This window comes from Pantoea sp. B65, assembly GCF_047308185.1.
In the GTDB taxonomy this organism is placed as follows: Bacteria; Pseudomonadota; Gammaproteobacteria; order Enterobacterales; family Enterobacteriaceae; genus Erwinia.
Window position 1 is genome coordinate 243,487 of sequence record NZ_JAHXPU010000011.1, and the last position, 13,196, is coordinate 256,682.

A 13,196-nucleotide genomic window follows, 5' to 3' on the forward strand; every position below is an offset into this window, starting at 1 on the left:
CACCATTATAGTTTTGCCATTATTTATCATGGCGATTTCAGCATACTCGTCCAGACTTAACCTGCAATACAACACAAACAGGAGGAAAAGATGAGCAAGAAGATTGCGGTGCTGATCACCGATGAATTTGAAGACTCTGAATTTACCTCACCCGTCGATGCGTGGACCAAAGCCGGTCATGAGGTGGTGACCATCGAAATGACCGCCGGTAAAACCGTGACGGGGAAGCAGGGAAAGGCTAGCGTAAAAATTGATAAAGATATTGATCATGTCCATCCGGCAGAGTTCGATGCCCTGCTGCTGCCGGGCGGTCACTCACCTGACACACTGCGCAGCGATGACCGCTTTGTCGCCTTCACCAAAGAGTTTGTCGCCAGCGGCAAACCGGTGTTTGCCATCTGCCACGGACCACAGCTGTTAATCAGCGCTAATGGCGTTCGTGGCCGTAAGATGACGGCGGTAAAAGCCATTGCCGTCGATCTGAAAAATGCCGGCGCCGACTTCTATGACAAGGAAGTGGTGGTCGATAATGACAAACTGGTCACCAGCCGGACGCCGGAGGATTTACCGGCGTTTAATCGGGAATCACTGCGCATTTTAAATCTCTGAATGCGTATGGCCGGGTGCGCCCGGCCACTCAGCCTAAGCGCGTTGCCAGAGTAACTTTTTACCAAAGCCCAGCGCATTATCGGTCATTTTCAGCTCATCAAGGCGAATTTCCCACAGCGGTGCCGACACCGCCCGCGCGATCGGAAAACGCTGGCAGTAAGCAGCCCGGGCCTGCGCCTGCGCTTCCCCGCTTAACGCCACGATCCGGCCGCGATACTGCACCCCTTTAATCAGCAATACGCTTTTGGGCTGACCATTCACCGTACCTGCCACCTGCGGCTGCATCTGCATCAGCGCCCCGTGCCGGGTCTCCGTTTCGGTCATAATCCAGAACACCTTCTGCGTATCATCGAACACGTAAAAGCAGTTGGCGCACCATAAATCCTGCGCCGTACCACAGCATAGCGACAACACATGCTGCTTTTTCAGATAACGGCTGATAGTGGTAAGCGATTCAGATTCAGACAAAATGACTCCGTGGCGACAGGGGAAAGTGGTGGTTTTGCAGGTACAATGCTAACAGATTATTGTCAGTGAGATTAACCATGAGTAGCGATCGCCTGCCAGACGTCTGGCAGCTCTATATTCTGCGTACCGCCAGCGGCGTGCTCTATACCGGCATCACCAATGATGTGGCGCGCCGCTTGCGTCAGCATCAGGCAGGTAAAGGGGCGAAAGCGCTGCGCGGCAAGGGGCCACTGGCGCTGATGTTTCATTGCGATGCTGGCGACCGCTCCAGCGCGTCAAAGCTGGAGTATCAGGTCAAGCAGTTAAAAAGGCAGGACAAAGTCAGACTGGTTGCCAGCCAGCCTGAATCACTGAGCGACTGGCTGGCTAATCAAAACGATTAAAGGGCGCCGCAAACTCAATCTGCCCTTCCACCCCGACAAACGCGTCATCCGCCAGTTTATACACCTGAAATGCCGCCTCACTGCCGGGCCATTTACAATGCAACTGGTGGCGTGCTGCCGGTTCAAAGCCGAAACGGCTATAGAACAGCGGATCGCCCAGTACCACCACCGCGGCGTAGCTAAATTCATTTAAGGTATCCAGCCCTTCATAGATCAGCTGCCTGCCGATCCCCTGATGGCGTACGCTCTCATCAACAGCCAGCGGCGCCAGGCCAACCCACTGCTTATCTTCGCCCTGCAGCTCCACCGGGCTAAATGCCGCATAGCCTAATACCTGCCCTTCATCATCGGTGGCCACCACACCCAGCGTCAGCAAGCCGTCTTCGCGTAGTTGCTGCACCAGCTCAGCTTCGGCCGCAGTGGCAAAGCAGCGGCGCAGCAGGCTGTCGATGCCCGCAGCATCCACGCCGATTTCTGTCCGAATTAACATGATGCACCTGCGCGATTCACCGTCGAATTCGCGTCCTTATTCAGTCCAGTCTCAACAAATTGGGCCAGATGTATCAGTCCGATACGCAGCGGCTTTGGCATCATTTCCAGATCAATCGAGTCCATTAAATTCTTTACCTCAAGTCCCAGCTCGGTATCGCCTTCAATCACCAGCCGACGCTGGAAAAACAGCGTATCGGGATCCCGCATGCGTGCTGCGACCAGCAGCAGATCATTCGCATCACCACGGAACCAGACATCTGGCTGCTGATGGTCGCTGATTTCCAGCTGCCCGTCGACCACGCTGGTCGACCAGCGCAGATCGAGATCGCGGATTTCCACACCTAACCAGCGCCCTTGCAGAAAGTTTAACTCACCTTCGGCCAATGCATGATGAAATTGCCAGTTCAGTAGCTGTTGCAATAACCGTTTTTTTATCGCGAAAGGGGTAAGTTGTAGCGGAAAGCGCAAAAGCTGCGGGCCTTTTTGGACGCATTGCGCGCGAAGCTGATTCAACACTTTTAACTCTCCTTACGAATAATTTCGGCTATTTTGCCACATCCATTTAATGCGTCAGGTGGCAGGATCAAGAAATAGTGCGAACTTTGATGTTTTTAAACCACCGTTGCACAATCAATACGCCATTCGCTGCCTTAAATCAAAATTTGTCGTACCCGGCACGTCTAAACTCGTCCATTGTTATTGCTCATTCCAGAGAGAAATCATGGAACTTCTTTGCCCGGCGGGTAATTTACCCGCGCTAAAAGCGGCCATAGAGAACGGTGCGGACGCAGTGTATATCGGCCTGAAAGATGACACCAACGCCCGCCATTTTGCCGGTCTTAACTTCACCGAGAAACGCTTACAGGAAGCGGCGCGTTTTGTGCATCAGCGGCGACGCAAACTGCATGTGGCGATCAATACCTTTGCCCATCCCGACGCTTATCAGCGCTGGCAACGGGCGGTCGATATGGCGGCAGATCTTGGCGCCGACGCGCTGATCCTCGCCGATCTGGCGATGCTGGAGTATGCCACTGAACGCTACCCGCATATTGAGCGCCACGTCTCGGTACAGGCGTCAGCCACTAATCTGGAGGCGGTAAAGTTTTACCAGCGCCATTTTGCTGTTTCCCGCGTGGTACTGCCGCGCGTGCTGTCGATGCATCAGGTGCGCCAGCTGTCGCGCGTTACCCCGGTTCCGCTGGAGGTCTTTGCCTTTGGCAGCCTGTGTATTATGGCTGAGGGACGCTGTTATCTCTCTTCATGGCTGACCGGTGAATCGCCCAATACCGTTGGCGCCTGCTCGCCGGCGCGCTTTGTCCGCTGGCAACAGACCGCCAACGGACTGGAGTCGCGTTTAAATGAGGTACTGATTGATCGCTACGCCGCTGATGAGAACGCCGGCTACCCGACCTTGTGTAAAGGCCGCTACAAAGTGGATGAGATGCGCTATCACGCGCTGGAAGAGCCTACCAGTCTGAATACGCTGGCACTGTTGCCGGAACTGCTGCAGGCCAATGTCGCCTCGGTCAAGATCGAGGGACGTCAGCGCAGCCCGGCTTATGTTGCCGAGGTGACGCGTATCTGGCGCCAGGCGATCGATCGCTGTAAGGCGTCGCCAGACAATTTTCAGGTTGAGCAGAACTGGATGGAAGCACTGGGGGCACTGTCGGAAGGCACGCAGACCACGCTGGGCGCTTATCACCGTAAATGGCAGTAGGAATGGTAATGAAATATGCATTAGGGCCAGTGCTGTGGTACTGGCCAACCGAACAGCTGAGCGCTTTTTATCAGGCCGCCGCCGAGAGCAGTGCGGATATTGTCTATCTCGGGGAGGCGGTGTGCAGTAAACGCCGCGCCACAAAATTTAACGACTGGCTGAATATTGCCCATATGCTGCGCGATAGCGGCAAGCAGGTAGTGTTCAGTACGCTGGCGCTGGTGCAGTCGCCCTCCGAACTGAGCGAGATAAAACGCTATGTCGATAACGGCGAATTTCTGGTGGAAGCCAATGACCTTGGCACGGTGAATATTGCTGCTGAGCAAAATTTACCCTTTATTGCCGGCCTCGCGTTAAACTGTTACAACGCCGTCACCCTGCGCCTGCTGCTGAAACAAGGGATGATGCGCTGGTGCATGCCGCCAGAGCTGTCACGCGACTGGCTGGCGAATATTCTCACTCAGTGCGAAAGCCTGGGGATTCGACAGCAGTTTGAGGTAGAAGTCCTCGGGTACGGCCATCTGCCACTGGCGCTCTCTGCACGCTGCTTTACCGCACGTTCTGAAAATCGTGCCAAAGATGAGTGCGAGACCTGCTGTATCAACTATCCTCAGGGCCGGCGCGTGTTATCGCAGGAAAACCAGCAGGTATTTGTGCTTAACGGCATTCAGACCATGAGTGGTTACTGCTACAACCTGGCGAACGATCAGATTTCGATGCAGGGGATGGTGGATATCCTGCGATTGTCGCCGGAAAATAATGAAACACCGGCATTAATCGATCGTTTTCGCGCCAACCAGCGCGGCACCGAGCCGCTCATGATGGCACAGCGCAATGACTGTAATGGTTACTGGCGCAATCTGGCGGGACTGGTATTACAGGAGTAAGCGCCCGCGTGATGGCACAGGGTGTAAAGCCGGTAAAAATAAATACAGTTTTAATACCATTACTCATCAGTAATACTGATATTTATTAATAGCAGGCGAACCCGTTCGTCACGCAGAGACAAAAGCGAGCTCCCATGTCTGAAAAAAAATCTGTTCCTTTATCGGTGCTCGATTTAGCGCCGATTCCACAAGGCTCGACGGCACGTGAGGCTTTTCATTCATCGCTGGCGCTGGCGCAGCAGGCTGAAAAGCTCGGGTTTCATCGTTACTGGCTGGCCGAACACCACAATATGACCGGTATCGCCAGTGCCGCGACGGCGGTGCTGATTGGTTATCTGGCCGCCGGCACCACCACGCTGCGCCTCGGTTCGGGCGGCGTGATGCTGCCAAATCACGCGCCACTGGTGATTGCCGAGCAGTTTGGCACCCTGGAATCGCTCTACCCGGGTCGTATCGATCTCGGTCTGGGGCGTGCTCCGGGTTCTGACCAGCGCACCATGATGGCGTTGCGTCGTCATCTCTCCGGCGCGCAGGCCGACAGTTTCCCGACGGATGTCGCTGAGCTGGTAAACTGGTTCGATGCCGCTGAAGGTGAGCATCCGCCGGTACAGCCGGTGCCGGGTCTCGGCCTGAAGATACCGGTCTGGCTGCTCGGCTCCAGCCTGTATAGCGCACAGCTGGCCGCACAGATGGGGCTGCCTTTTGCCTTTGCTTCGCACTTTGCTCCGGATATGTTGTTCCAGGCGCTGCAACTCTATCGGCAAAACTTCCAGCCTTCGGCGCGTCTTGATAAGCCGTATGCCATGGTATGCGTGAATGTGGTGGCTGCGGATAGCGAACGCGATGCCCGCTTCCTGTTTACCTCAATGCAGCAGCAATTTATTAATCTGCGCCGCGGTAAACCGGGTCCGTTACCGGCGCCGGTCGAAAATATGGATAATCTGTGGTCCCCGTCGGAGCAGTATGGCGTGCAACAGGCGTTGAGTATGTCGGTGGTGGGAGATAGCGAAAAAGTCCGCAGCGGTCTGGCTTCGTTGATACGCGAAACCCAGGCGGATGAGATTATGGTTAACGGCCAGATCTTTGATACGCAGGCGCGGCTGCATTCATTCGCGCTGGCAATGCAGGCGGCACAAACGCTGTAATCTGCGGAGGGTGCCATTGATGGCCGCCGACAGACGAAAAAAAACCAGCCCGAAGGCTGGTTTTTTATTGCCGTTAGCGATTATGCATCACGACGACGAGTTGGTGCGCTGCCGCCATCCTGACGTGGACCACGGTTGCCGCCGTCACGGCTAAAGCCGCTACGTGCGCCAGTGTTGCCACCTTCACGACGCTCGCTGAAACGACGCGGAGCGCCGCCGTCACGACCACCTTCACGGCCAGCGCCAGCGCCAGCACCGAAGCCACCACGTCCACCCGGACGACGTTCGCCGCCGCCAGTACGTTCAGGACGGTCGGCGCTACGTGGTACTGCATCGCCCAGCAACTGCATATTCATTGGTTTGTTCAGAATACGCGTGCGGGTGAAGTGCTGCAGAATGTCACCTGGCATACCTTTCGGCAGTTCGATAGTTGAGTGAGTACCAAACAGCTTGATGTTACCGATGTAACGGCTGCTGATATCGCCTTCGTTAGCAATCGCACCAACGATATGACGCACTTCAACACCATCGTCACGGCCAACTTCAATACGATACAGTTCCATATCGCCAACTTCACGACGTTCGCGACGTGGAGCACCGTCACGGCTTTCGCCGCGTGGTTCGCCACGCGCTTCACGTGGAGCACGATCACCGCGTTCAGGACGACGGTCATCACGACGATCGTCACGGTCACGGAATTCGCGACGTGGACGCTGTGGAGCATCTGGTGGCAGAATCAGTGGACGTTCGCCCTGAGCCATTTTCAGCAGAGCTGCGGCCAGAGTTTCCATATCCATCTCTTCTTCCGGCTGCATTTTAGCCAGCAGTGCGCGGTACTGATCCAGATCGCTGCTTTCCAGCTGAACCTGAACTTTCGCCGCAAATTTAGCCAGGCGACGTTCGCTCAGCAGTTCTGCGTTTGGCAGATCAACTTCAGGAATGGTCAGCTTCATGGTGCGTTCAATGTTGCGCAGCAGACGACGCTCACGGTTCTCAACGAACAGCAGCGCACGGCCAGCACGACCCGCACGACCGGTACGGCCGATACGGTGAACGTAAGACTCGGAATCCATAGGGATATCGTAGTTTACCACCAGGCTGATACGCTCAACGTCCAGACCACGCGCCGCAACATCGGTCGCGATCAGGATATCAAGACGGCCATCTTTCAGACGTTCCAGAGTCTGCTCACGCAGTGCCTGGTTCATATCACCGTTCAGTGCGGCACTGTTATAACCGCTGCGCTCCAGCGCTTCAGCCACTTCCAGCGTCGCATTTTTGGTACGAACGAAGATAATCGCCGCATCAAAGTCTTCTGCTTCCAGGAAACGTACCAGCGCGTCAGTCTTACGACCGAATGCTGTCCAGTAGCTCTGGCTGATGTCCGGGCGAGTGGTAACGCTGGACTGGATACGCACTTCCTGCGGATCCTTCATAAAACGTTTGGTAATGCGACGAATCGCTTCTGGCATGGTGGCAGAGAACAGCGCGGTCTGATGACCTGCCGGGATCTGCGCCATGATGGTTTCAACGTCTTCGATGAAGCCCATACGCAGCATTTCATCTGCTTCGTCCAGTACCAGGCCACGCAGGCTGGACAGGTTAAGCGTGCCGCGTTTCAGGTGGTCTAACAGACGACCCGGAGTACCGACAACAATCTGTGGGCCCGCACGCAGAGCGCGCAGCTGAACGTCATAACGCTGGCCGCCATACAGAGCTACCACGTTCAGGCCATGCATATGTTTAGAGAATTCAGTCATAGCTTCAGCAACCTGAACCGCCAACTCGCGAGTTGGTGCCAGCACCAGAATTTGTGGTGCTTTCAGGGAGCTATCAACGTTATGCAGCAGGGGCAGAGAGAATGCCGCTGTTTTGCCACTACCAGTCTGGGCCATACCCAGTACGTCACGGCCAGCCAGCAGTTGTGGAATACACTCTAACTGGATAGGTGATGGTTTTACGTAGCCCATACCGTTCAGGGATTCGAGCAGGGCAGCATTCAGGCCCAGGTCAGCAAAAGTAGTTTCGATCTCAGTAGTGGTTTCGATCTTAGTCATGTAGTACACAAGCCTCTTAAATTGCGGCGGCCAGTCTACATAACTCGTCGTGAAAATTTTCAGTCATTTTCATCAAAAAGTGTGAACCGGCTCAAATTAGTGGTTTCGACGAACAAAAAAGCCCTCATCGGCGAAGATGATGACATTTCAGAAATTCAGGCAAAGAAAGTTCGTCAGCTATTGCTGGTCAGATTCTGATAAATCGTCTTGTGTCTGGCCGAGTAGCGCCAGCTCCAACAATGCGTATCGGTGCTCAACGTAGTTATTGACGTTGTTAGCGACCGCCAGTTTGAACAACGCTTCTGCGTTGTCCTTCTCCCCCAGACTTAGGTAGTACTTACCTAAATAGAAGTTGGTTTCACTGAGATGTTCAGCGAGCGAGGTGTTATCCGTTGCGTCCGCCTTGAGACTTTCCATCAGTGTTTTCTCACTGATGTCGCCAAGGTAGAACTCGACAATATTCCATCCCCATTGCTCCTTTTTCGATTTATCGTAACGCTGTTTTAGCGCTACTTTCGCTTTGTCCGCATCCATCTCACGTTCAACGAGATAGAGCCACAAGCTACGAAAAGGATCGTTAGGATCGTCTTGATAAAACGCCAGCAGATCATCTTGCGCCAGCGGGTATCGACCACCGTAATAGAGGGCGATGCCACGATTTAAATGCGCATAGTTGTAAGTTGGATCAAGCTCAAGTACAGAATCAAACGCTTCATAGGCGGCATCAAAGTTGCCCGCCTGCGTTAAATATATGCCTAAGTAATTGAATACTTCAGGCATATCTGGTCTGATCGCTAACGCTTGTGAAAAATCATTTCGCGCTAATGCTCTCAAACCTAAACTATCATACAACACTCCGCGCTCATATAACAGCTGTGCGCGTTCATCATCGGTTAATGCACGACTGGCAAGTATTTGTTCCATGCGCGCCAGGATGACTTCCTGTTGCAATGTGGGCTGCAGCGGAACCGCCAGAACGTCGTTCTTACGCCAATCAGAGTTGCTGCATCCTGCCAGCGAGATAGCTGTCGCAACGAAACACCAGCGCAAAAAAGGCTTCATTTCCCACTCCCGAAAACAAACATTGGGATGAACATCCTGTCATCCGCCTGTCGTGCACAAGGTGTCCCGACCTCGCGATGAAACAGCCCTCCATGTCAACATGGAGAGCTCAGTGGTCGATCGTTACTCAGCAGCTTCAGGGTTAACTGTGGCTACTTCTTCAGGCTGCTGCTCTGTCGCTTCTTTGATGCTCAGACGCACGCGACCCTGACGATCTACTTCCAGTACTTTAACCGGAACTTCCTGACCCATCTGCAGGTAATCGGTCACTTTCTCAACGCGCTTATCAGCGATCTGAGAAATATGTACCAGACCTTCTTTACCGCCACCGATGGCCACAAAGGCGCCAAAGTCGACGATACGGGTCACTTTACCGTTGTAGATACGGCCAACTTCGATCTCAGCAGTAATCTCTTCGATACGACGGATAGCAAATTTCGCTTTTTCACCGTCGGTAGCTGCGATCTTCACGGTGCCATCATCTTCAATTTCGATGGTGGTGCCGGTTTCTTCGGTCAGCGCACGGATTACCGAGCCGCCTTTACCGATCACATCTTTGATCTTGTCCGGGCTGATCTTGATGGTGTGAATACGTGGAGCAAACTGAGAGATATCGCCACGCGGAATGCTGATAGCCTGCTCCATCACGCCGAGAATGTGCAGACGCGCACCTTTGGCCTGATTCAGCGCAACCTGCATGATTTCGCGGGTGATGCCTTCAATTTTGATATCCATCTGCAGCGCGGTGATACCTTCACGGCTACCGGCAACTTTAAAGTCCATATCGCCGAGGTGATCTTCATCACCGAGGATGTCAGACAGAACAACGAATTTCTCGCCTTCTTTCACCAGACCCATCGCAATACCGGCGACAGCGGCTTTGATTGGCACGCCTGCGTCCATCAGCGCCAGAGAAGCGCCACAGACCGAAGCCATTGATGAAGAACCGTTAGATTCGGTGATTTCAGACACCACGCGTACGGTGTACGGGAAATCTTCTGGTTTTGGCATCATCGCCAGCACGCCGCGTTTCGCCAGACGACCGTGACCAATTTCACGACGTTTCGGTGAACCGACCATACCGGTCTCGCCGACGGAGTACGGAGGGAAGTTATAGTGGAACAGGAAGCTGTCGGTACGTTCACCCATCAGCTCATCCAGGTTCTGCGCATCACGGGCGGTGCCCAGCGTTGCGGTAACCAGCGCCTGAGTCTCGCCACGGGTGAACAGTGCGGAACCATGCGTACGTGGCAGCACGCCAGTACGCACATCCAGGCCACGGATCATGTCTTTTTCGCGACCATCAATACGCGGCTCACCGTTCAGAACACGGCTACGCACCACATTTTTCTCGATGGCATGCAGGATGTCGCTGATTTCGCCATCGTCCAGCGTGTCGTCTTCCGCCAGCAGCGCAGCTGTGGTTTCAGATTTGATCTCGCCGACTTTTTCGTAGCGTTCTTGCTTATCAGTGATGCGGTAAGCATCGCTCAGACGGGATTCAGCCAGTGCCGCGATACGGGCGTTCAGCGCCTCGTTAACCGCTTCTGGCTGCCAGTCCCAGCGTGGTTTGCCTGCTTCAGCAACCAGTGAGTTGATGTTCTCGATCACCACCTGCTGCTGCTCGTGGCCGAACACCACTGCGCCCAGCATCTGATCTTCGCTCAGAACGTCAGCTTCAGATTCAACCATCAGTACTGCGCCATGGGTACCGGCAACCACCAGATCCAGTTTGCTCTGTTTGATTTCGTCACTGGTTGGGTTCAGTACGTACTGGTCGTTAATATAACCGACGCGCGCGGCGCCGATTGGGCCATTAAACGGCAGGCCAGACAGGCTCAGTGCCGCAGAAGCGCCGATCATTGCCACGATATCCGGGTTAACCTGCGGGTTAACGGAAACTACGGTGGCAATAACCTGAACTTCATTGATGAAGCCTTCAGGGAACAACGGACGAACCGGGCGGTCAATCAGACGCGCAATCAGGGTTTCGCCTTCGCTTGGACGGCCTTCACGACGGAAGAAGCTACCCGGGATACGACCAGCAGCGTAAGTACGCTCCTGATAGTTAACCGTCAGCGGGAAGAAATCCTGACCTGGTTTGGTTTTTTTCTGACCAACAACGGTGACGAACACGGCGGTGTCGTCCATGCTTACCATTACGGCAGCCGTTGCCTGGCGCGCCATCATACCGGTTTCAAGGGTAACGGTATGCTGACCATATTGGAATTTACGTACGATCGGGTTCAGCAAAATAATGTCCTTTACTCTAAGCAGGCACTTTCATCGTGCTCTGCCGTGGATTTTCAATCCTCATTTGCATCCTCGCGACTAATGACAACCTTCAATCCACGCCCCGTTGGATAAAAGCCTCTCATTAGCCGCGCGAACCTCTGCAACTGAAGATCACACTCAGCAACAATACATTAGTTTGGTCCAGAATGCTGCCGATTGCCTGAAAAAAGGGGCCATAAAGGCCCCCTTTTAGCGAAACTCGCACGAATCTGTTCATCAAGCCGTGCTTTCGTCAGTTTAACGCCGACGGACGTTTCAGAACAGATTCTCAGACTTAGCGACGCAGACCCAGACGTTCGATCAGGCTGGTGTAACGTGCAACGTCTTTACGCTTCAGGTAATCCAGCAGCTTACGACGCTGGGAAACCATACGCAGCAGACCGCGACGGCTGTGGTGGTCTTTTTTGTGCTCAGAGAAGTGACCCTGCAGATGGTTAATCTGTGCGGTCAGCAGAGCAACCTGAACTTCAGTAGAACCACTGTCGTTAGCGCCGCGACCGAAATCAGCAACGATTTGTGCTTTAGTTTCAACATTTAGAGACATAATACAACTCCGGATTTTAAGATAAATGTACAGGTGCCGATCTCTAATTCAGCGACCCAATGTTATACCCGCGGTAACCAGTACCTGGGGTATAAAGCCGCGCTATTCTACTCTTAGCTATCTGCGATGGCAAATGACTCAATCAGAATATTCTACGACCAGACGACGCGGCGCAACGCGACCATCGTCATCAATTTCCGCCATGCCAATAAACTTACGCGCATCACCTTCGGTCACCCGCACTAAGCCTGCGGCCGGCACGCCGGAAGCCTGTACCGGCTGTCCCTGCTTAAAGTAAGCGGCAACCACGGTAAGTAAGTTCACTTCAGGGAACGCTGCCGCCGGGCTATCCATCGGCATCAGCAACGGATCAAGCTTATCCGCCGGTGCGCAGCCTTCGGCATTCGCCTGCTCAAGCAGGCTGTTCAGCTGCTCAAGCGTCACCATCTTACTCAGCGGGTAGGTCGCCACCTGCAGACGACGCAGCATAATCACATGCGCGCCACAGCCTAGCTTTTCACCGAGATCATCGATAATGGTACGAATATAGGTGCCTTTCGAGCAGTGGATTTCCAGCTCAAGCTCGTCACCCTGCTGGCGAATAAACTGCAGCTCATACACCACAATGCTACGCGCGGCACGCGGTACTTCAATGCCCTGACGCGCATATTCATACAACGGGCGTCCCTGATGCTTCAGCGCCGAGTACATTGACGGTACCTGCTGGGTTTCGCCACGGAAACTCTCCAGCGCTTCATCCAGCATCTGCCGGGTAAAATCCAGCGGACGTTCACTGATCACCGCGCCATCGGCGTCGGAGGTATCGGTGCGCTGGCCCAGGCGGGCAATGACGCGATAGCGCTTATCGGAATCCAGCAGATATTGCGAAAACTTGGTGGCTTCACCGAGGCAAATCGGCAACATGCCGGTCGCCAGTGGATCCAGTGCGCCGGTATGCCCTGCCCGGTTGGCGTTATACAAACGCTTTACTTTCTGCAGTGCATCATTTGATGACAGGCCCTGCGGCTTATCGAGCAGTAATACGCCGTGAATATCGCGACCGCGACGACGAGGACGACTCATAAGTCTATTCCTCCTTGTCTTCTTCCGTGGCAGAACGACGATCGACGTCATTTCTTACAACGTTAGTGACAAGGTTAGACATACGCATACCTTCAACTAACGAGTTATCGTAGAAGAAGGTCAGCTCAGGCACGATACGCAGACGCATCGCTTTACCCAGCAGGGTGCGAATATAGCCAGAAGCATCGCCCAGCGCACGCAGGCCAGCTTTAATCGCCGCTTCGTCTTTGTCATTCAGGAAGGTGACAAACACTTTGGCATAGGCCAGGTCGCGCGAAACATCCACGCCGGACACGGTAACCATCATGCCCAGACGCGGATCTTTAATCTCACGTTGTAGAATAATCGCGATCTCTTTCTGTAACTCCTGAGAGACACGCTGTGGGCGACCAAATTCTTTCGCCATTATATTAACTCCTAAATAATTCGGGAGGCACAACGGCCTCCCAAAAAT

15 protein-coding genes are annotated in these 13,196 nt (G+C 54.0%); 5 read left to right on the top strand and 10 right to left on the bottom strand.

Annotated features, from left to right (window positions below; translation table 11 throughout):
- Window positions 1-90 precede the first annotated feature (90 nt).
- Complete coding sequence (locus JWF83_RS02045; protein ID WP_413648276.1) at window positions 91-609, top strand: type 1 glutamine amidotransferase domain-containing protein; 519 nt, start codon at window positions 91-93, stop codon at window positions 607-609.
- 33 nt (window positions 610-642) lie between these two features.
- On the opposite strand, the gene JWF83_RS02050 is transcribed toward JWF83_RS02045, so the two are convergent.
- The gene (locus JWF83_RS02050; protein WP_413648278.1) at window positions 643-1,077 is read right to left on the bottom strand and encodes a YhbP family protein; all 435 of its coding nucleotides are present in this window, start codon (window positions 1,075-1,077) and stop codon (window positions 643-645) included.
- 77 nt (window positions 1,078-1,154) lie between these two features.
- Between JWF83_RS02050 and JWF83_RS02055 the strand changes: the two genes are divergently transcribed.
- On the top strand, window positions 1,155-1,460 hold the full coding sequence (locus JWF83_RS02055) for a GIY-YIG nuclease family protein (RefSeq protein ID WP_413648279.1): 306 nt from the start codon (window positions 1,155-1,157) through the stop codon (window positions 1,458-1,460).
- On the opposite strand, the gene JWF83_RS02060 is transcribed toward JWF83_RS02055, so the two are convergent.
- Window positions 1,444-1,950, bottom strand: coding sequence for a GNAT family N-acetyltransferase (locus tag JWF83_RS02060; protein ID WP_413648281.1), 507 nt, complete (start codon window positions 1,948-1,950; stop codon window positions 1,444-1,446). The genes JWF83_RS02055 and JWF83_RS02060 overlap by 17 nt on opposite strands.
- On the bottom strand, window positions 1,944-2,468 hold the full coding sequence (ubiT, locus tag JWF83_RS02065) for a ubiquinone anaerobic biosynthesis accessory factor UbiT (RefSeq protein WP_413648282.1): 525 nt from the start codon (window positions 2,466-2,468) through the stop codon (window positions 1,944-1,946). Before ubiT ends, JWF83_RS02060 begins: the two co-directional genes overlap by 7 nt.
- Window positions 2,469-2,673: 205 nt before the next feature.
- Between ubiT and ubiU the strand changes: the two genes are divergently transcribed.
- The 3 genes from ubiU (at window position 2,674) to JWF83_RS02080 (ending at window position 5,701) form a co-directional block, all read left to right on the top strand.
- Complete coding sequence (gene ubiU / locus JWF83_RS02070) at window positions 2,674-3,669, top strand: ubiquinone anaerobic biosynthesis protein UbiU (protein WP_413648283.1); 996 nt, start codon at window positions 2,674-2,676, stop codon at window positions 3,667-3,669.
- Window positions 3,670-3,677: 8 nt separating this feature from the next.
- On the top strand, window positions 3,678-4,556 hold the full coding sequence (locus tag JWF83_RS02075; protein ID WP_413648284.1) for a U32 family peptidase: 879 nt from the start codon (window positions 3,678-3,680) through the stop codon (window positions 4,554-4,556).
- A gap of 134 nt (window positions 4,557-4,690) precedes the next feature.
- The gene (locus JWF83_RS02080) at window positions 4,691-5,701 is read left to right on the top strand and encodes a luciferase-like monooxygenase (RefSeq protein WP_413648286.1); all 1,011 of its coding nucleotides are present in this window, start codon (window positions 4,691-4,693) and stop codon (window positions 5,699-5,701) included.
- 80 nt (window positions 5,702-5,781) lie between these two features.
- Here the strand turns inward: JWF83_RS02080 and JWF83_RS02085 are convergent, their stop codons facing one another.
- From JWF83_RS02085 to rbfA, 7 genes are all read right to left on the bottom strand, one after another.
- The gene (locus JWF83_RS02085) at window positions 5,782-7,758 is read right to left on the bottom strand and encodes a DEAD/DEAH family ATP-dependent RNA helicase (protein ID WP_413648288.1); all 1,977 of its coding nucleotides are present in this window, start codon (window positions 7,756-7,758) and stop codon (window positions 5,782-5,784) included.
- Window positions 7,759-7,774: 16 nt separating this feature from the next.
- Window positions 7,775-7,831, bottom strand: coding sequence for a protein YrbN (yrbN, locus tag JWF83_RS02090; protein WP_100229640.1), 57 nt, complete (start codon window positions 7,829-7,831; stop codon window positions 7,775-7,777).
- Between the two features lie 104 nt (window positions 7,832-7,935).
- The gene (nlpI, locus tag JWF83_RS02095) at window positions 7,936-8,820 is read right to left on the bottom strand and encodes a lipoprotein NlpI (protein ID WP_413648290.1); all 885 of its coding nucleotides are present in this window, start codon (window positions 8,818-8,820) and stop codon (window positions 7,936-7,938) included.
- Between the two features lie 123 nt (window positions 8,821-8,943).
- Window positions 8,944-11,073 (bottom strand): polyribonucleotide nucleotidyltransferase, encoded by a 2,130-nt coding sequence (gene pnp / locus JWF83_RS02100; RefSeq protein ID WP_413648292.1) that lies wholly within the window; start codon window positions 11,071-11,073, stop codon window positions 8,944-8,946.
- Window positions 11,074-11,389: 316 nt separating this feature from the next.
- The gene (gene rpsO, locus JWF83_RS02105) at window positions 11,390-11,659 is read right to left on the bottom strand and encodes a 30S ribosomal protein S15 (protein ID WP_413648294.1); all 270 of its coding nucleotides are present in this window, start codon (window positions 11,657-11,659) and stop codon (window positions 11,390-11,392) included.
- Between the two features lie 138 nt (window positions 11,660-11,797).
- Window positions 11,798-12,742, bottom strand: coding sequence for a tRNA pseudouridine(55) synthase TruB (gene truB, locus JWF83_RS02110; protein ID WP_413648295.1), 945 nt, complete (start codon window positions 12,740-12,742; stop codon window positions 11,798-11,800).
- Between the two features lie 4 nt (window positions 12,743-12,746).
- A complete protein-coding gene (rbfA, locus tag JWF83_RS02115) occupies window positions 12,747-13,148 on the bottom strand; it encodes a 30S ribosome-binding factor RbfA (RefSeq protein WP_413648296.1) in 402 nt (133 codons plus the stop codon).
- Between the last annotated feature and the right edge of the window lie 48 nt (window positions 13,149-13,196).